This is a genomic window from Microbacterium sp. bgisy207, from assembly GCF_057706855.1.
This window is the reverse complement of sequence record NZ_JBYIPB010000020.1, coordinates 1-17633: the sequence shown is the minus strand read 5'-3', so window position 1 is coordinate 17633 and position 17633 is coordinate 1. Positions and strand designations below refer to the sequence as shown.

The window sequence follows — 17633 nt, the reverse complement described above, 5'->3', positions numbered from 1 at the left end:
TTCTACCCCTCCGTCCAGCTCACATAGCCCGAGAGGTCCGGCAGCTCAGCGAGGCGTGCAGGCTCAGGGTTTGAGGCGTCGAGCTTCCAGTCGCCGTCCGCCCAGACGAGTTCGAGCACGGCAGAGCCGTTGACGCTCTGGCCGTTGCTGCTGCCGCGGAAAGCGATGTCGACACGAGCGGACTCGCCGTCGTACGCGAGCATGCGGAAGCCGGCGATAGACGCTCGGACGTCGGACGGTGCAGCCGCTCCCTGAGCGCTGAGCAAGGTGTCACGGTACGGGCCATCCGTGAGGGCGTACTCGAGAAATGCCTGTCGCTGCTCAGCGGGTCCGAAGCCGATGATCGTCACGTTCGCGGCTGCGAACAGCGCACCCTCAGGCGAGTGCTGGAAGCAGTAGGGGTAGCCCTCGGGGGCTGTCTCCCCCGGCCCCGCCGCGGGAGAGGTCGGGAAGGCGTAGACGTCCTGGAATTGCCATTCGGCGGCGGGAGCCGTCGTCACCGTCCCGGACAGCTCGACGCCTTCGAGGCCACAAACGCTCGCGCCGCCCGCGACCCCGGAAGGCTCCGGGGAAGGGGCGGCGCTGCTTGTGGCACTGGACGACGGGCCGGGAGCAGGCGGCGCGGCGTCGTCGTCGTCTCGGTTCAGGTTGAGAACCGTCAGAACGATGCCCGCCACGATGAGCGCGACCACCACGACCGCCCCGATGATGAAGCCGGGGCGCGTGAACGGGTTCTGCTGCGTGTCGTCGTCCTCAGCCATGACGGCTCCTCTCAGGCCCCGGCGAGGATGCCGACGAGAGCGGCACCACCACCGATCACGATCGCTCCGGCCATTGGCCAAAGGATCTTCGGCAGAGCATCGTGGCCCTCACCGCGGCGGAAGCTGACGGCGATGAGGATGCCGCCGACGATGATCGCGCCGCCGACGACGACGTAGCCGATCCACTTCAGCCAGGACAGGATGATGGTCACGCCTTCGGTGCCCGGAGGCTGTACGGGGTCCGGGTCAGGAATGACGCCGGCGAGGTTCACGGCGGTGTCGGCCGCCGCGTGGAACACGTCGATAACGGACATGCTGTTGCCTTTCAGTTCGAGGTGCCGGCGGCACCGAGGATTGCGGTCAGCTCGTCGACGAGACGCTGAGCTTCGCGCGGAGAAGATGAGAGAGCCGGCGGCTCTCCCACGCGCCATGCATCGACCCACGGCACCGACCAGGTGCGCGGGACTCCCCCGCTGACGACCTGCATCAGGTCGCGCAACGAGCGAGGCAGTCGACCAGGTGCGTCAGCCATGACGACCAGGCCCAAGACTTCAACAGACGGGACGAGGCCCGCGGCCCACTGCCGCATCGCGGCCTGCGCCGCGCGCAACCCGCGGGCGTCTGAGCGGGCGACGAGAACCGTCCGTGCGGGCGTGGTGGAGGCGGTGCGCGGCCACGAGTGGCCCGCCGCCTGTGAGCCCGGCATCAGCGCCGCCAGCGTGGACTCTCCCGCGCCGCCGTGTGCGCCTACCCACCACAGCGCAGCCGTGGTGTTGCGGTCGTAGATCGGCAGCTGGTCGACGCGATCCGGTGCGGGGATTCCTCGCTGCGGAGCCACCGGGCCGAACGTGTCGGGCACGGCCGCGATCGGAGCCGCCTCGGTAGGCGGCGGCGTCGTCGGCCGAGAAAGCCACGGGTTGAGCGGGTCGCTCATGTTGCCCCCCTAGGTACAGTGAGATTCACCCTAATAAGGGAATCCTACGCCCAAGCGCCCAAACAAGGAAGGGTAAACCCGAATGAACCCGAACATATACAAACATGCCCTAATCGGTACACTAGGACCGTGGAGCCAACAGGAGGTCTCACCGTGAGCAGCGATAGCGGTGCGTGTGACGCGCTCGATCGCCTATTCGAGCAGAGCCCTCCGACCCTCGGCCCCACCGAAGTAGCAGAACGACTCGGAGTCTCTAACAAGAGCGTGTACACGTGGCTCCGCGAGGGACTGATCCCCGGTTACAAGGTCGGCTCGACGTGGTTCATCATCCGCGACGAGCTGAAAGACACCTTGCGACGGGGCGCGAACGTCCCTCGCGACACCGGCCCGGTGGTCGTCATCAACTCAGAACGGCACGAAGGGGACTGACATGCGGAAGATCGGGACGGCGCTACTCATAGTCGTCGTCGCTGTGGCTCTGACCGCCTGCACCGGCCAGAACAACGCGCCAGCGCCGACCCCCAGCGCCAGTAGCACCGGCCCGATCTATCCCGACCTCGACCAGTTCACCCCCGCCCCCGAAGGCCTCATCGACGAGGACAGCGGAGAGACGCACGGCCCGCGGCCCGTGCCCACATGGGATGACGAATCGCGGGAGAGCGCAACGGCGGCCGCGGTCGCCGTGATGACCGCCTACGCGCGCCCCGATCTTTCGTTCGAGCAGTGGTGGGCCGGCTTGCAGCCCCTCCTCGACAACAAGGCCACCCAGGACTACGCCTACATGGACCCGGCGCGCATCGTCGCGACGAGCGTCACCGGCCCCGCCGTCATCACCGACGACACGAGCGCTTACGTCGCGTTCGTCGACGTCCCCACCAACGCCGGCACCTACGGCGTCGTGCTCAGCCGTGCCGACGCTGACTCCCCGTGGCTCGCGGGGCGCTTCATTCTCCCCGAAGGGGTGAACTGATGGCAGCGCCCAAGGGCAGCGCCGCCTACGCGATCGCGGCGGTGCCGCTCCTCATCGTCGGCTCCCTGTTCGGGCTCCTCCTCATGGGCGAGGACGAGTGTGGCCCGAGCGCCGGCAACGGCGGATCGAGCGTCTCGATCGACCCCGCATCCGTCCCCGAGACGGAGATTGCCGGCTACGGCCACGAGCAGCTTGTGAACGCCGCATATGTCATGCAGGCGGGCAAAGACCTCGGCCTGAACGCTCGCGATCAGACCATCGGCGTCATGACCGCGATGGGTGAATCCAGCCTCCGAAACATCGACTACGGCGACTGGGAAACCGGCGGGGTCACCAACCCGGACGGCACCCGCACGACGTCGATCGGCCTGTTCCAGCAGCAGGACGGATGGGGCACCCGCGAGGAGCGGCTGGACCCCTACATCTCGTCGACGAAGTTCTTCAACGCGATGACCACGAAGGTTCCCGACCGCGAGTCGCTGGAACCGACAATCGTCGCCCACCGCACTCAGGTGAACGCCGACCCGTACCACTACACGAAGTTCTGGGACGGCGCGGTGCAGATCGTCGAGGGCCTGAGCGGTGTCCGCACCGGCCTCGACTCCGGCGACGGCAGCGCCAGCGGCGGCTCATGCGCGGGCCTCCTTCCCGGCGAGGTCAGCCCCCTGGGATGGGCCTCCCCCGGCGGCGGACCCGTCACCAGCCCCTACGGCATCCGCGTTCACCCGATCTACGGCACGCAGCGACTCCACGCCGGCACCGACCTTGCCGGCGGCGGCTGCGACGGCCCGATCTGGGCCGCACAGGACGGCGTAGTGACGTTCCGCGGCTTCGACGACTCCGGCAACGGCACAATCTCGATCGACCACGGCGGCGGGGTCACCACCCGCTACCTCCACATGTACGACTCCGGGATGCTCGTGCAGACCGGCGACAAGGTGAAGGCCGGCCAGCAGATCGCTCGCGTCGGCAGCAGCGGTGAATCCACCGGATGCCACCTGCACTTTGAAGTGCGCGTCAACGGCGAGAACGTCGACCCCGCGCCCTTCATGGCAGAGGTCGGCATCCAGCTCGGACAGTAGATCAGGAGACGACCATGAGCAGCATCGAAGTACCCACGTTCCCCAAGATCGAGGCGCGCACGTTCGCGAACGGATCGGGAGAGGTCACGATCAACGGCACGTCGCACCCGATCGAGACGACCACTCTCGAGGATGCTCGCGCCGCGATCCTCGCTCGCGTGGCCGACACGGCCACGAAGATGCAGCGCCCCGTGCGCGTGACCACCAGCGGCCCCGACGGGGAGTGGCCGCTGATCGTGCACCCCGACGGCAGCGTAGAGCCCGACGAGAGCCTGCCCGCACGGCCGGCGCCGATCGAGGACGCCGCGCCGCCCATCGACTCGACGCCCGCGCCGAGCGACGAGGTTCCCGCGCCCACGCCGACGCCGGAGGTTCCGACGTTCGCTCCCGCACCGGAGGTTCCGGCCGCAGCGCCGGCCCCCGCGCCCGACGGGAACGCATGGGTGCGTCAGGCTCCCGCCCCGGTCACCGAGTACCCCAGCCGTCGCGAGGCCCGACAGTCGTTCCTCACGCACGAGCAGATGGAGGAACCGGCAACCCAGGGATGGCGCGGAGCGCTCACCCGTGCCGGCATCCGCATGAGCCCCAGCGAATCGGAGCGCGCGGAGCGCTCGGACGTCCTCGCCGTCTCGCAGCACTGGCCCGGCCCCCGCACGATCGCCGTCGTGAACGGCAAGGGAGGCGCGGGCAAGACCCCTACCACCGTCCTCCTCGCGGCCGTGTTCGCCCGCCACGGCGGCGCAGGCGTCCTCACGTGGGACAACAACCAGACCCGCGGCACGCTCGGCTGGCGCACCGAGCAGGGGCCGCACGAGGCAACCCTGCTTGACCTCCTCCCCCAGGTCGACCGGCTCCTGAGCACCGGAGCGCAGTCCGCGGACCTGGCGCACTACGTGCACCACCAGACCCGCGACCGGTTCGACGTGCTGCGCAGCAAGCCGATGGCCCTCGCGCACGAGCAGCGCGTCGAGCCGAGCGACGTCGATGCGATCCACGCCGTCGCCGCGAAGTACTACCGGCTGATCTTCATCGACTCCGGCAACGACGAGTCCGACCCGATGTGGCTGCGCATGATCGACCACGCCGACCAGCTCGTGGTCGCCACGACCACCCGCGACGACCACGCCGAAGCCGGCGCGCTTCTCCTCGAAGCCCTCGCAGAGCGCGCCGCCGGATCGGCCGAGCTGGCGCGGGATGCCGTCGTGATCGTCAACCAGGCCGACCCGAAGTCCACCGCCGCCGACCTGGCGCGCGTGGCCGACGGCTACCGGTCCCTCGCCCGCGAGGCCGTCACGGTCCCCCACGACCCGGCGATGGTCGACGGAGTGCTGCGCTTCGGCTCCCTGCGCCCCCAGACGCAGCGTGCGTGGCTCGCAGCGGGCGCGGCGGTCGCCCGCGGGCTATGAACGCCACACAGCCGCTCACAGGGCTGCATCGCGTCCCTGAGTGGCCCCGTCTCGCCGCCACCGTCACACACGACGGCACAGGCACCCTCACGATTAACGGTGTCAGCCGCGCGTGCGCGGCCGAGTCCGTCGCAGCTCTGCGCACCGGCATGATCGCGCGCGCCGTGGCGATCGGCACGCAGCTACGACGCCCGATCCGCCTCGATGTGACCGAGGACGGCCGCACCCACGCCCTCGCCGTGCGCCCTGAGGGCTACGTGCAGCTCATCGGCGCCGACGGCACCATTCCCGCCCCCGACGGCCTCAGCATCGACGAGGGGCGTTGCCGCATCTGCCGCCGGCTACAGCCGGTGACCTCCGCGACGTGCGTCCAGTGCGGCGTCGACGAACCGCTGCGCGTCGAGGTCGCTCCCCCGGCCGAGCCGAACACCGTCGCACCCCTCGCGGCCGCGCCGATCACCCGGCCGAACCCCGTTGAGCTCGACGAGCTCGACGAGCTGCACGACGTCGAGCACACACGCATCAGCCGCCGCGCAACGGCCCCCGCAGCGCCTCCCGCGCCAGGCCTGCACCTGGCGTTCAACACTCAGCGCAGCGTCGACGCCGGCCCGCACATCGTCATCGGCCGCAACCCCGAACCCGTCGACGGACGCGAAGCGCTCACCGTCGTCACGCCTGGACGGATGCTCTCGCGCACCCACGCGACGATCGACGTCGACGACGCCGGGCGCATCGTCGTGACCGACCTCGATTCCGCGAACGGCATCGAACTGCAGTCGGCCCCGCCGCACTGGCTCACCCCCGGCGAACCGACCGTCATTCCCGACGGCGCGACGATCCTTCTGGGCGACGTCTACTGCACCGTCGCACGGTCGAAGTGACCTACACCCGCCGTCGGCGCGTCGCCGCAGTGTTTATGCATAATCCCGGCACGATGGCCCTATGAGCGACTACGGCCGACGCGCGCGACGTCCCAACGACGCGCCGACGGTCCTGCTACAGGGCCGTGTATCCCCCACCGCACGCGACGACGTGCGCGAAGCAGCCGAGGCATCCGGCGTCACCATGTCGTACTACCTCGACGCGCTCATTACGAAGCTCGTCAGCGAGAACGGCGGAATGCCGCTCATTGACCCTCCCGCGCGGGACCGCGCGAACCAGCTCGATATCCCCGGGGAGGCCGCGACCAGAGCCGCATAACAAGCAAGCCCCCGCCTCTACGAGACGGGGGCCAGAGCTAAGTGCCTGATCTTCTGAGTTTGGCGACCGGTAGATCAAGGCAATCCCAAGAACCGGCAGACAGGGCCGGGGCCTTGTCATGTCCTAGATCTAGGAAGTTGGTGCCATCATAGCGCGCCCGGATGCAAAGCGATATCGCAATCGCGACGGCGAGTCGTGGGCGCTCACCGTTGCGGTGAGCCCGCGCCCCCGCGTGCGCGTGGCCGTCGTCGACGCCTACGGGACGATCGCGAACGAGTACCGCGATCGCGCGATCGGCGCCGCTACCCCTGAGCGCCCGTGGGCGGTCTACCTCGCCGGCCCCGATCAGCGGTTCCGCCTCCTCGCGTTCGACCTCGACGCCCACGGCGACCCCGCGGCCGCAGCTCGCGACGCCGACGTGCTCTCCGGCCTCCTCTCCGACGTCGGCCTGTCGCACGTCCTCTGCGAGTCCGGGCCGACCGGCGGCCGCCACCTATGGGTCGGCCTGGCCGAGTCCGTCGACGCCGAAACCGTCGCGACCCTCGCCCGTCTCGCGCGGCACGTGTGCCCCACCCTCGACCTCTCCCCCCTCACCAACCCCGTGACGGGCTGTGTGCGGCCCCCAGGAGCGCCCCACCGTGCCGGCGGACACTCCACCGTCCTCCGCGGCGACCTCGACGCGCTCAGCGCGCCCACGGCCACCGCCGCACAGGTGCGCGCGCTCGTGAGCCTCCTCGCCGGCCTCGTCGACGACACCGAGCCCGCTCGCACCATCGACCCGCACGCGCCCCTCCCGCTCGACGCCCACGGGCGTCTGCACCTGGTCGGCCCGCGCCGCCAGCTCCCCGCCGTCAGCGCCGCAGCGCTGCACGAGACGCCCGCAGACGCCTCAGCGACGCTCTGGCGCGTCCTGATCGGCGCAGCGGCCGCCAGGTGGCGGCACGCCGACGTCGCCGCCCTCGTCGACACCGAGCCCGGCCTAGAGCACGTCCGCAGCCGCGTCACCACCCGCGGCCGCGTGAACCGCCCCCGCGGCGAACAGCGCCGCGTCCTCGCCCGCCAGTGGGACAAGGCCGTGCGCTACGTCGCGGCCAGTGACCGCCAGATCGGGGACGATCCCACGTTCGACCGTCGCGCCGACGCGATCGCCGCGCACGTGCGCGACGTCCAACAGCGCGCCGACGCCGCAGCCGGCCGCTGGGCCCGCGGAGGCGGCCCCGCCGATCGCCGCATCCTCGACGTGCTGTGCGCTCTCGCCCTGCACGCCCTCAGCGGCTCTCTGGAAGCCGATACCCGCCGCCTGGCCCAACTGGCCGGCGTCGGCCGCGAGACGGCCAGGACGGCGCTGCTGCGCCTCTCCGAGGACGGATGGATCGCCCAGACCGCGGCCGCGGACGGACCCCGCGCCGCTCACTGGACGATCGACCCTCAGAGCACTCTCCACAGCAACTCGGATCATGCCCGGTCACAAGCGGACCCGCGCCCCCCTGGGGCCGGGGCCGCTGAGAGAACCGCGATCCTCGCAACGCTTCGCACACGAACAACGGATGCCGCACACGACCTGTTCACCGCTACCCGCCCTGCGCTCGGGCACCTGGCCGGGAACCTCTACGCACGAATCGACACCACAGCTCGCCCCCTCGACGAACTCTCCCCCCTGATCGGCGCCGACCCGCTACGCACCCGTCGACTGCTGGACCGCCTCACCTACGCCGGCATCGTCGAGCGCGCCCGTGACGGCTGGCACCGCGTCGACGCGCTCCCCCTCGACGTGGCCGCCGAGCGCGCCGGAGTCGCCGGGCGACTCGACGCCCGCGCTACCCGCTACCGCGTCGAGCGCGAGGCGTGGGCGTGGTGGAAGGCCGAGGAGGCGTGGATGCACGCACCCCGTCGACCCGACGCGAAACGTCGACCGAGCCGGGGGCAGCTCTCCCTCGTCCCCGACGACGGCACCCACGCCTACGGCCCACACCCACGCCGACCCGATGGCCGGCTCGACTACGCCGCAGCTCGTCGCATCATCGTCGAGGAGCGCGAGGGAACGGCCGTGCGGCCGTACGACCGCAACGCCGACGGAGATCTCCGCTCGAGAACCCTCGTCGACGCCGCCGACGTCGAAGCCGTCGACGAGGAATGGATCGATCCGGGCTACTGCGCACACGGCATGACGATCGGCGTCAGGTGCCGCTACTGCGACGGCCCCGCCACCAAGTCGGCCGAGACACCGCGACGTCGAGTCGCCTAGCGACGATCCGCTGCGCGGAGGCGAGCCCACGGGCTCGCTGATCGAGCCGGCGATGCCGGCGCTGTCAGGGCCTTCGGCCCGTTCTTTTGCCGTGAAGCCTTCGGCAGCATACGGTCGGCCAACCTCCATGCAAGCGGCTGCGCCGCCGGCTCCTCCGAGACTTTCGGCACGCGGTCGCTGCGCTCCCTCACATCGCGCCGAAACTCTCTCCCCCACCGCCCTTCGGGTTGCACTCCGGCCGGCTCTCCCTAGCGGCGACAAGTCGCCTTCACGGCAAAAAACGTGGGGGTGAGACAGACGCAAATAGTACTAATCCCGTTAGGTGGAGGTTCCGAACATGGCACGCACAGTCAAGAACACCAAGAGCCCCGAGGAGCGTCGCGCCGAGGCCGAGGCCCTGCAAGCGACGATCGCGGAACAGGTCGAGGCGCTGCGCGAGTCCGAGACGTGGGCGCGGTTCCTGACCTTCGCGCAGTCGTTCCACCGCTACAGCCTGGGGAACCTGCTGCTGATCTTCGCCCAGTGCCCCGAGGCGTCCCACGTCGCCGGTTACCGGACGTGGCAGAAGCTCAACCGCCAGGTGCGCAAGGGTGAGCGCGGAATCCGTATCTTCGGCGGCCGCGACGTGCGCGAGACGGTCGAGAACGAGCAGACCGGCGAGGAGGAGGAACAGCGCCGGGTGCGATTCTTCCCGGTGTCCGTGTTCGACATGGGACAAACCGACCTCATCGACGAGGAAGCGGGCGACCCGGCCGACATTGCGCGCCAGCTCACCGGAGACGACCCCGCGGGCATCTTCGACGCCGTGGCCGACTACCTCACCGGCAAGGGCTGGACCGTCGAGCGCGAGCAGATCGCCGGAGGCGCGAACGGGTACACCACCACCGACGGCACACAGCGCGTCGTGATCGACGCGGACCTCTCCCCTGCTCAGGCAGCCAAGACCGCCCTTCACGAGGCCGCCCACGTCATCCTGCACGCCGAGGAAGATCACGCCGAGTACGTCGAGCACCGCGGGATCAAGGAAACCGAGGCCGAGAGCGTCGCCTACATCGTCGCCGGGATTCTCGGACTCGACACCAGCGCCTACAGCGTCGGCTACGTCGCCGGGTGGAGCAAGTGCGAGGCCGAGACGATCAAGGCCACCGCGGCAAACGTGCTGCGCACCGCGCACGCCCTGGCCGACGCGATCACCGAGCCCGCCCCCGAGCCCGTCGCCGCGTAACCCAAATAGTACTAATCCCGTTAGGAGAACGTCATGCACGGAGAGCCGACCCTGTTCGATATGGCCGAGTTCGAGCGCGAGGCCGTGGCCGCGATGCCCTGGGAAGGCGTGCCGCTGCGGTACGTCACCGATTACCACCACCCCGACGACCTCGCGGCCGCGTTCGAGCGGTGGAAGGGCGAGCACGGCAATTTCGGATGCCTGATGCGCTCGCACATGTGGCACCGCGCCTACTTCGGTCGGCAGGACGTCGCCGCCAGCGACGAGGCCCACGAGCTGCACATGCTCAACGCCGATACCCGGTGCGACCTCGCAGAGCACGACCACAGCGCCGACCCGCTCCCCGGCGGGCTGATGTACCAGGCGAATTGCCCGCCCTGCCGCTGGCACGTCATCACCGAGCACGAGAACGAGGCCGTAGAGGCCTGGCACGATCACGCGATGCCGGGATGGCGAGCCCTGCCGATCCTCCCGACGAAGCTCAGCACCGCCGACGAGAAGAAGGCCCGCGCCGCTGCGGCCAAGTGGTGCGCGGAGAACTACCCCGCCGAATGGCAGCGCCCCGGCGCACCCGTCATCACTCGACGCGGCCCGCACGGCGGTCGCCACGTGGGCGGCCGCTCCCCCTTCGGCGGCTACGACCTCGCCGCCCCCAACGACTGACCCGAATAGTACTAATCCCGTTAGGAGAACCCCATGCACACCCTGACCCCGAGCGACGTCGCCGCGCTGCTGGACGACCTCGCGCAGCTCCTCCCGTTCCCGACGACGATCTACACCGACATGGGCGCGGATAGCTGGACTCCTCAGCTCTACTTCGGCCCGGTCGACCCATCGTCAGACCTCCCCGAGCACCGCGCCGGGATCGACGCCGACACCGTGCGCCCCGTGTGGTGGATCGACCTCGACGGCGGAACCCGAACGATCCTCCTCGACGAAGTGACCCCCGACGACGTGTGCAACGTCGCCGCCCGGATCGCAGCCACCCAGCAATGCGAGCGACCCTATTAGTACTGTTCCCGTCGCCCGTGGTTGTGGCGGGAACAGTACTGTTCCCCGACCAGGTGCCGCAGCTCACGACCACGGCGGCCGACACCGGACGGAGCCGGCGCCGGCTAACGGACGGCCGGACGGAGCCGGCCGACTGCCAGGGCCTATCGGCCCGTTCTTTTGCCGTGAAGCCTTCGGCAGCATACGGTCGGCCAACCTACGCACCAGTGCTTTCGCGGCATATCCTCCTCCGCTTCGCTCCGTCCGGTATTCCACGGTCACTGGCACTCCGGCCGGCTCTCCCTAGCGGCGACAAGTCGCCTTCACGGCAAAAAAACGAGTGGGGTGGGAGGATCACGAAATGGAAGCTCTGACGGTTTACACGACCGGCCCAGCGTGCGGGAAGTGCACCATGACGAAGAACATGCTCAAAGGCAAGGGCATCCCGTTCGTTGAGGTGAACATCACCGAGAACCCCGCAGCGTACGAGTACGTGACCGCCGATCTGTGCTACACCGTGGCCCCCGTCGTTGTCGTCGACGATGACGATCACTGGTGCGACCTCCGACCCGATCAGATCGAGCGCGTCGCCGCTCACTTCGCAGCCTGACCCCGCTACCCCAAATAGTACTAATCCCGTTACAAGGAGGAACCATGACCGACCGCAACCTGACCCCGTATGACCGTGGCACCCGCTTGGAGCCGCAGCTCTGGCCGGTCGGGGATGACCCCGACAGCTACGGCCGTGTGGACTTCGACGACGAGGAGGCGCGAACGATCCTGACGGCCTACGTCGAGCGCGAGGGCGACGGCTACGCCATGCACGTGCACGGGATGGCCGAACCGCTGAGCCTCGTCGTCGACGGCGGCGGGCGGGTGGTTCCGGTCGACCGCGAGCTGTGCGAGGGAATCGACATGCTGCTCAACATGGCCCGACGCGGCCGCGAGGACTTCGAGCACCAGGCCGCCTATGGCGACTACACCGCCGAGGATCGCGCGGCAGCCGATCGCCTGTGGCTGCTGGCCGAAACGGTCGGAAAGCTGCTGGCCGGAGAAGCCGGAAAGGCTTGACCCTCAGTAACCCTAATAGTACTATTAGGGTTATACGGAACTAGAGACGATACGGAACCAGGACACGACATGCAGAACCTCATCATCACCAAGCTGGCCGACCTTCACGCGGGCGACCGCATCCTGAGCTGGGATGGCCGGCCCTACCGCCGGCGCGGATCGTCGCGCAGCGTCTCGGCTACATCGGAGCGGGGAGTGTCCAGGGCGTACGTCTCGTGAACCCCCACCCGACCAGCGACGTCGAGCACGTGCTGTACCCAGCGCAGATGGATGGCCGGCGATTGGAGGTCGAGCGTCCTTAGCTTTCCCCTTGTAACCCCATTCCCGCTAATAGTACTGTTCCCACTACCGGGACGAAACCGAAGGAGCACACCATGAGCTACATCACCCGCACCGGCAACCTCGCTGCAACGCCCACCCTCCGCGAGGGGGACAACGGCCCGTACACCTACGCCCGCGTCCTCGTCAGCGATCGCATCCGCCAGGAGGACGGCAGCTACACCGACGGCCCCACCGTCGCCTACGACGTCGCCGTGAGCGGCAACCAGGCGCAGAACCTCGTCGAGGCGGCCGAGGAGTCGGGGAACATCCGCGTGACGTTCTCCGGCCGCTACCGCGTCACCGAGTACAAGGGCGACCAGGGGAGCCGCTTGCAGCACGAGGTCCGAGCCGACGAAATCGCGGTGAGCCTGCGTGGGCAGAGCGTCCGCGTGGTCGGCAAGCCCTCGACCGCCGACCAGGGCGACGACACCCCGTTCTGATCCCGCACTCAGGGGTGCGCCTCCACTGTGGGGCGCACCCCTAACAGTACTATTGCCGTTACACATGAAAGGTGACACCGTGACCGCTCGAATCCTCGCCCTCTGCAATCAGAAGGGCGGCGTCGGCAAGAGCACAACGACATTCCACCTGGCCCGCGCCGCGGTGCTGGCTGGCCGCCGCGTGCTCGCCGTCGACCTCGACCCGCAGGGAAACCTCACGACGTCGATCGCAGCCGAAACCGTCGAGGAAGATCAGCCCGGCCTAGCCGACGCGCTGAGCAAGCACGCCGACGAGACGCTGCGCGACGTCATCGTGCCGGGACTGTGGCCCGGCCTCGACCTCGTGCCGACGTCGGGCGTCGAGCTCGGCAGTGTGCGCGATGAACTCGTGATCGCCGGGGCGGGCCGAGAGAGCCGCCTACGCGCCGCGCTGCGCGAGGTTGCAGATGACTATGACCTGATCCTCATCGACTGCGCGCCGAGCCTTGACCAGCTCACCAGCAACGGCCTGACGGCCGCCGACGGGGTAGTGGTCGTGACGCACTCGAAGCTGTGGAGCGCCAACGGCCTGACGCAGCTCCTCGACACGATCGCGCTCGTGCGCGAGCACTACAACGCGCAGCTCGACGTCGCCGGCATCCTCATCAACCAGCACGAGGAGAACACGGTCAGCGGCCGTGCCTGGCTCGACGACCTCACCGAGGCGGCCGAGGCACGCGGGCTGCGCGTGCTCACCCCGCCGGTTCCCAAGCGCGTCGTGATCGCGGATGCCGTCGAAGCATCCAAGGGCCTCGACGAGTGGGGGAGTGCCGAGGCTACCGCCCTCAGCGGCCTCTACAGCGGCCACCTGACCACCCTCGAAGGAGTACGCGCATGAGCGCCCGACCCGAACGCAAACGCTCCACCCTCAGCGGACGGAACCCCATCGCACCGGCCGCTGAGACGCCGCGGGAGCCTCCCGCAGCCGCTCCCGCGCCTGCTGCACCGGCCACGCCCGCAGAGAGCGTCACAGAGCCGCAGGCGGCCGCACCGAAGAAACGCAGCAAGTACCCGCCCAAGGTGTCGTTCTATCAGGAGCAGGAGGACACCGATCGCATCCGCGGCGCGATCATGCACACCATCCCCTACGAGGGCGTGCGCAGCCTCTCGCAGTTCCTCAGCGGGGCCGCTATGAAGGAAGTCGAGCGGCTAGAGCGCCAGTACAACGACGGCAAGCCGTTCCCGCCCGTGGGGGCTCGAGAACTGCCCCAGGGCCGACCGATGGGGGAGTGACCATGACGCAGCTCAACCAGGAAGCGCGAGAGACGCTGCGATGGGCGGGGATCACCCCCGGTCAGTGGGCGAAGCGCCACGGGTACGAGTCAGCGAAGGATTGGCGCGGTGACGAGTGCGGATGCACCGACGACCGCTGTATCGGCTACCACCACGACGCCACAGATGAGTGCGGGTGCCTGCCCGCCCTCATCGAGGAGCTGCGCCGGGATGAGCGCAAGCTGGCCGCCGCCCGTCCCGTGTGGACCGCGCACGAGCGCGCCACCGAGAGCGGCACGGTCGAGGATCGCGCCGCAGCCGACCAGCTCGCGGCCGAGTGGATCGCCGAGTACAACCCCGGAGCCACCTGGCACGGTCTGACGGCCCGCGGGATCGTCTACCGCAACCAGTGGAACGACCGGACCTGGCTTATCTACGACGCCGACCGCGACTCGATCGAGCCGGCCGACGTCACCAACGAAACGGAGATCTCGGCATGACCGCCGTTACCGTGCAACAGCTCGTCGATCAGGTTCTCGACACTGCCCAGGCGGCGCACCCCGGCGTCGAGTTCGGCATCACCATGTCCCTCGCGAACGCCCTGCTTCTGCAGAAGGACTCCGACAAGCTGTGGCGCAAGGGTGCCGACGGGCGAATGGGCTACTACAGCGGCCACGTCTACCGCGATTGCCTCGTCGACGAGATTCCGAGCGACGAGCCGGCACCGATCGACTTCCTTGTGATCGTTGCGCCCGTTTACGGCACCAGCCCGGAGGCCGAGCAGGCCGTCACCTACTACGGCGACCTGCGCTCGGGTGCGATCGCGACCACCCTGCCCGATGACGTTCAGACCGAGCCGCCCGCACAACCGGCGTAGCTCAGCTCAGCGTCGGTTACTCGTCGACGGGCCGGTGCACTTGATGTACTCCCACCAAGTGAACTCGACCGCGAGCCGCATGGCGTCCTCCGGGAAATATCCGATGAGCTGCCGCTGGGCGGGATCGCGGTCGAACGTCACAGAGCGCAGCAGTCGGCGGCCGCGGACCTCCACGTAGCGAATGATCGCGACCCGACGGCTCTTGTCGAACACGTACCAGACCCCCGGTTCAGGGGAGCTCTGCAACTGGGACATAGGCGACCAGTGCTGCACCACGTCGGTGACCATAAAGCCATCCCCTGACACGAGCGGGGATGATGTGTCACTCGCGGCGGCAGCTCACGCCTTGGTGACGGTCCCGTCGAGGCCTTCGTAGAGGTCGAAGTTCCGTTCCCCAATGAGCGCGACGAGCGTGTCGAACGCTTCGGAGAGGGGGACCTCAGTGGCGAGGTCGTTGGCTTCATATGCGCGGATGGATGGCATGGTGTCGTTCAGATCGGCCAAGAGGACGTAGAACTTCTCGTATTGCTCATCTCGGCCGGCAGGGTCCTGCCGTCCAGTGAAGAGCCGAAGACGTGGACCAGCGTTGATGAAGGTCGACTTTCGCCGGCCCGTGCTGTCGTGCTCGGCTCCGGCGTCGAAGATGAGCAGTGCAGCGAGCACGGCGTACGGGAACCGGCGATGCAGGGTGACGGCCTCATTGAGAAGGTCTGCTCGACGATTGGTGAGATTCTTCTGGTAGTTCCTGGTCTGGCCGTCCTTGAACAGGATCGTCTTCACGCTGACGGCGAGGATGAGCCCGGATTCTTCGGTGGCCCAGGTCACGTCGACCTTCTTCGCGCCGATCCCGCCGGCCAGGCGGCGTTCCGCGCCGCTGACCCCTGCTTCGCCGGGTCCGGTTGGTCTAGCGCCATCCATGCCCCGTGCGCGGAGCTCGGCCGCGACGGCCAGCGCGACCGCGGCCGACAGCTTCTCGTTGTAGTTCTTCTTGGTGGCCTGCGGGGCAGTGTCGACGGGCTTAGAGCCGCACGATCGGATAGCCGCGATCAGGCGATCGTCAATCGTTGCCACGACGGCTCCTTGACTCTCGACGTTTCGAAAGGTCAGCGCGTGCCGCGCGAATCTCCGCGACGTCGGGACGGCGCATGCCGAGAGTCCGAACCAGCAGCACGTCGTCGACGAGCTTGGCCGCCTCGAGGACTTGTCCGTGGCGGAGCTTCCCGCCGACGACGGGGCGGATCGCGAGGAGCGCGTCACGTGCAGCGGCGACGGCCGACGGATCGGGCAGCGCCCACGAGTCGGCTTCGCCCGGCTCCATCTTCAACATGCCGCCGCCGTACGCGCGGCCGGTGAACTCGGCGCCCAGCATCGTGACGGAGTTCAGCGCGGCAACGGGCAGCAGCTCTCTGCCAATGCCTCGGTGCTCCGGCGTGAGGTAGACGCCGTGCACGGAGTTCAGGTGCAGAGCGCCGGCTGTATTGGTGGTGATTCTTGGGGTGTCGGCGTTCATGTAGGTCAGGAGCAGATCGGCCTTCTTCACAAGAGGAACGCGCCACCACTCTTTGCGGACGCGGCACTTATAGGCCGTGTGCACCGAATCTTTCTCGCCTTGCGCGATGTAGGCCAACGCGGCCGTGGACGGCTTGTCCGCAGGGCGGAACAGCATCGTCCGCTTACCGGCTTTCCCGAGCTCTGTATGCGCGCGGGTTGAGAACTCCAATCCGCGTAGATGGCTCGAGCCCGGAGGGGAGAGCCGCGCCACGTCGCTCGGCTGCAGTTTGAGCTCAGCAACTCGCGCGGGCGACAGTGCGAAGTACTTGTTGTTGCCGGTGACCATCCCGAGCGTTGTCTCACCCCAGTTCTGCATCGCCGTAAATTGGCCGCTCAGGATCAGCTTTCCGTAGATCTTCAAGGCTTCAGGTGTGACCGTCGAGCTGGACCACTTCGCTGCGGGATCGGGGGGAGTCCAGGTGGCGATCGGGGGCAGGTCGGTGGCCAGCGAGGCCGCGTTCGTCACCTGACGGATGCGGGCATGGTCGGTCGAACCGCCGTAGCCGTCGGCCAGGAGCAGAATGGCCTCCGTCTCTGCCTCCTCGAACACTCGCTGCTCGAACAGCACAAGGTCGACCTGAGCGAAGTTCTCGAAGAGGAACCGACGGACGGGGGCGGCGTAGTTCGCGTGTAGCAGTTCCGCGGGCAGCACGTAGCCGAGCCGGCCCCCAGCGCGCAGGCTGAGGGCACCGTGGACCGTAAACGCCGCCCACGACGACGCCAGTCCCGAGAGCGCGACCCCGCCGCGGAGAGCCGCGGCACGCGCCTTCGCGCGCGCCTCGCCGGCGAAGTCTTGGAATCGGATGTACGGAGGATTGCCGACGACCGCGGTGTACTGGCCGCTCGCCGGAGTGTCGAAGAAGTCGCTGACGGTCATGACGACCTCGCCGCCCGCTGCCCTGATGCGTCCGGCCCCGTACGCCGCGCTCCACGGATGCAGCTCAACACCGTGCACGATGGGCGTCGACTCGCCGAGCGCGCGCAGTCGCGACACCGCGTGTGCAAGAAACTCGGCATCGCCCGCGGACGGCTCGAGGATCAGATCGCTCGCGTCTCGCACCGCCCAGTTGGCGATAAAAGAAGCGATCACCGGGGGAGTGAAGAACGCTCCGCGCGCCTTCCGAGCTTCGGCGCCGTCGGAGGGGTCGCGCGCGCCGAGGATCACGCACCAATTCTGTCCGACACCGCCCACACCGCGGGGATCGACGCTCCCTAGACCGTGCCGAAATCGATCGATTTCGGGAAGTGAGCAGGCGTCCGCGTGCACAGGCACCGCAAACGGGGTCCGTATCGAAACCCAGTTATGGGA

Annotated in this window: 24 protein-coding genes; 18 read left to right on the top strand and 6 right to left on the bottom strand. The window is 68.6% G+C overall.

Annotated elements, in window-relative coordinates; translation table 11 throughout:
* Nucleotides 1-2: 2 nt before the first annotated feature.
* The 3 genes from AC3ENO_RS14455 to AC3ENO_RS14445 are packed head-to-tail and all read right to left on the bottom strand — an operon-like array spanning nucleotide 3 to nucleotide 1695.
* A complete protein-coding gene (locus AC3ENO_RS14455; RefSeq protein ID WP_434971298.1) occupies nucleotides 3-761 on the bottom strand; it encodes a DUF8175 domain-containg protein in 759 nt (252 codons plus the stop codon).
* Nucleotides 762-772: 11 nt separating this feature from the next.
* The gene (locus AC3ENO_RS14450) at nucleotides 773-1075 is read right to left on the bottom strand and encodes a hypothetical protein (protein WP_071416683.1); all 303 of its coding nucleotides are present in this window, start codon (nucleotides 1073-1075) and stop codon (nucleotides 773-775) included.
* A gap of 11 nt (nucleotides 1076-1086) precedes the next feature.
* Nucleotides 1087-1695 carry a DUF6668 family protein gene (locus tag AC3ENO_RS14445; RefSeq protein ID WP_071416684.1) on the bottom strand — a complete coding sequence of 203 codons (609 nt, stop codon included), beginning with the start codon at nucleotides 1693-1695 and terminating at the stop codon, nucleotides 1087-1089.
* Between the two features lie 153 nt (nucleotides 1696-1848).
* On the opposite strand from AC3ENO_RS14445, the gene AC3ENO_RS14440 reads away from it, so the two are divergent.
* The 18 genes from AC3ENO_RS14440 to AC3ENO_RS14355 all read left to right on the top strand — a co-directional run bounded on the left by AC3ENO_RS14440 (nucleotide 1849) and on the right by AC3ENO_RS14355 (nucleotide 14773).
* Nucleotides 1849-2124: a helix-turn-helix domain-containing protein gene (locus AC3ENO_RS14440; RefSeq protein ID WP_071416685.1), complete on the top strand. Its 276-nt coding sequence runs from the start codon at nucleotides 1849-1851 to the stop codon at nucleotides 2122-2124.
* Between the two features lies 1 nt (nucleotide 2125).
* Nucleotides 2126-2665 carry a hypothetical protein gene (locus AC3ENO_RS14435; protein ID WP_434971297.1) on the top strand — a complete coding sequence of 180 codons (540 nt, stop codon included), beginning with the start codon at nucleotides 2126-2128 and terminating at the stop codon, nucleotides 2663-2665.
* On the top strand, nucleotides 2665-3747 hold the full coding sequence (locus tag AC3ENO_RS14430) for a M23 family metallopeptidase (RefSeq protein WP_434971296.1): 1083 nt from the start codon (nucleotides 2665-2667) through the stop codon (nucleotides 3745-3747). Before AC3ENO_RS14435 ends, AC3ENO_RS14430 begins: the two co-directional genes overlap by 1 nt.
* Nucleotides 3748-3761: 14 nt before the next feature.
* Entirely contained in the window at nucleotides 3762-5153 is a 1392-nt protein-coding gene (locus tag AC3ENO_RS14425) for a MinD/ParA family ATP-binding protein (protein ID WP_434971295.1), read from the top strand.
* Nucleotides 5150-6034, top strand: a complete 885-nt coding sequence (locus AC3ENO_RS14420) for an FHA domain-containing protein (RefSeq protein WP_434971294.1) — start codon at nucleotides 5150-5152, stop codon at nucleotides 6032-6034. Before AC3ENO_RS14425 ends, AC3ENO_RS14420 begins: the two co-directional genes overlap by 4 nt.
* Nucleotides 6035-6095: 61 nt before the next feature.
* Nucleotides 6096-6353 carry a hypothetical protein gene (locus AC3ENO_RS14415; RefSeq protein ID WP_434971293.1) on the top strand — a complete coding sequence of 86 codons (258 nt, stop codon included), beginning with the start codon at nucleotides 6096-6098 and terminating at the stop codon, nucleotides 6351-6353.
* Nucleotides 6354-6567: 214 nt separating this feature from the next.
* A complete protein-coding gene (locus tag AC3ENO_RS14410) occupies nucleotides 6568-8598 on the top strand; it encodes a hypothetical protein (protein WP_434971292.1) in 2031 nt (676 codons plus the stop codon).
* A 337-nt stretch (nucleotides 8599-8935) separates the two neighbouring features.
* Complete coding sequence (locus AC3ENO_RS14405; RefSeq protein ID WP_099197235.1) at nucleotides 8936-9823, top strand: ArdC-like ssDNA-binding domain-containing protein; 888 nt, start codon at nucleotides 8936-8938, stop codon at nucleotides 9821-9823.
* Nucleotides 9824-9856: 33 nt separating this feature from the next.
* Nucleotides 9857-10486 (top strand): DUF6349 family protein, encoded by a 630-nt coding sequence (locus tag AC3ENO_RS14400; RefSeq protein ID WP_434971291.1) that lies wholly within the window; start codon nucleotides 9857-9859, stop codon nucleotides 10484-10486.
* A 33-nt stretch (nucleotides 10487-10519) separates the two neighbouring features.
* Nucleotides 10520-10834: a hypothetical protein gene (locus AC3ENO_RS14395; protein ID WP_434971290.1), complete on the top strand. Its 315-nt coding sequence runs from the start codon at nucleotides 10520-10522 to the stop codon at nucleotides 10832-10834.
* A gap of 340 nt (nucleotides 10835-11174) precedes the next feature.
* Nucleotides 11175-11423, top strand: coding sequence for a glutaredoxin domain-containing protein (locus AC3ENO_RS14390; protein ID WP_434971289.1), 249 nt, complete (start codon nucleotides 11175-11177; stop codon nucleotides 11421-11423).
* A 44-nt stretch (nucleotides 11424-11467) separates the two neighbouring features.
* Nucleotides 11468-11884 (top strand): hypothetical protein, encoded by a 417-nt coding sequence (locus AC3ENO_RS14385; protein ID WP_434971288.1) that lies wholly within the window; start codon nucleotides 11468-11470, stop codon nucleotides 11882-11884.
* Nucleotides 11885-11953: 69 nt separating this feature from the next.
* The gene (locus tag AC3ENO_RS14380) at nucleotides 11954-12103 is read left to right on the top strand and encodes a hypothetical protein (protein WP_434971287.1); all 150 of its coding nucleotides are present in this window, start codon (nucleotides 11954-11956) and stop codon (nucleotides 12101-12103) included.
* A 155-nt stretch (nucleotides 12104-12258) separates the two neighbouring features.
* A complete protein-coding gene (locus AC3ENO_RS14375; RefSeq protein WP_130110735.1) occupies nucleotides 12259-12645 on the top strand; it encodes a single stranded DNA-binding domain-containing protein in 387 nt (128 codons plus the stop codon).
* A gap of 79 nt (nucleotides 12646-12724) precedes the next feature.
* On the top strand, nucleotides 12725-13522 hold the full coding sequence (locus AC3ENO_RS14370) for a ParA family protein (protein WP_220033311.1): 798 nt from the start codon (nucleotides 12725-12727) through the stop codon (nucleotides 13520-13522).
* On the top strand, nucleotides 13519-13917 hold the full coding sequence (locus AC3ENO_RS14365) for a ParB family protein (RefSeq protein ID WP_434971286.1): 399 nt from the start codon (nucleotides 13519-13521) through the stop codon (nucleotides 13915-13917). Before AC3ENO_RS14370 ends, AC3ENO_RS14365 begins: the two co-directional genes overlap by 4 nt.
* 2 nt (nucleotides 13918-13919) lie before the next feature.
* Nucleotides 13920-14396 (top strand): hypothetical protein, encoded by a 477-nt coding sequence (locus AC3ENO_RS14360; RefSeq protein WP_434971285.1) that lies wholly within the window; start codon nucleotides 13920-13922, stop codon nucleotides 14394-14396.
* Entirely contained in the window at nucleotides 14393-14773 is a 381-nt protein-coding gene (locus AC3ENO_RS14355; protein ID WP_434971284.1) for a hypothetical protein, read from the top strand. Before AC3ENO_RS14360 ends, AC3ENO_RS14355 begins: the two co-directional genes overlap by 4 nt.
* Nucleotides 14774-14779: 6 nt before the next feature.
* On the opposite strand, the gene AC3ENO_RS14350 is transcribed toward AC3ENO_RS14355, so the two are convergent.
* Genes AC3ENO_RS14350 through AC3ENO_RS14340 form a run of 3 tightly spaced genes read right to left on the bottom strand, consistent with a single transcriptional unit; the run spans nucleotide 14780 to nucleotide 17489 of the window.
* Complete coding sequence (locus AC3ENO_RS14350; protein ID WP_434971283.1) at nucleotides 14780-15061, bottom strand: hypothetical protein; 282 nt, start codon at nucleotides 15059-15061, stop codon at nucleotides 14780-14782.
* Between the two features lie 51 nt (nucleotides 15062-15112).
* Entirely contained in the window at nucleotides 15113-15844 is a 732-nt protein-coding gene (locus AC3ENO_RS14345) for a hypothetical protein (protein ID WP_434971282.1), read from the bottom strand.
* A complete protein-coding gene (locus AC3ENO_RS14340) occupies nucleotides 15831-17489 on the bottom strand; it encodes an Eco57I restriction-modification methylase domain-containing protein (protein WP_434971281.1) in 1659 nt (552 codons plus the stop codon). The genes AC3ENO_RS14345 and AC3ENO_RS14340 overlap by 14 nt, the downstream gene beginning before the upstream one ends.
* Nucleotides 17490-17633 lie beyond the last annotated feature (144 nt).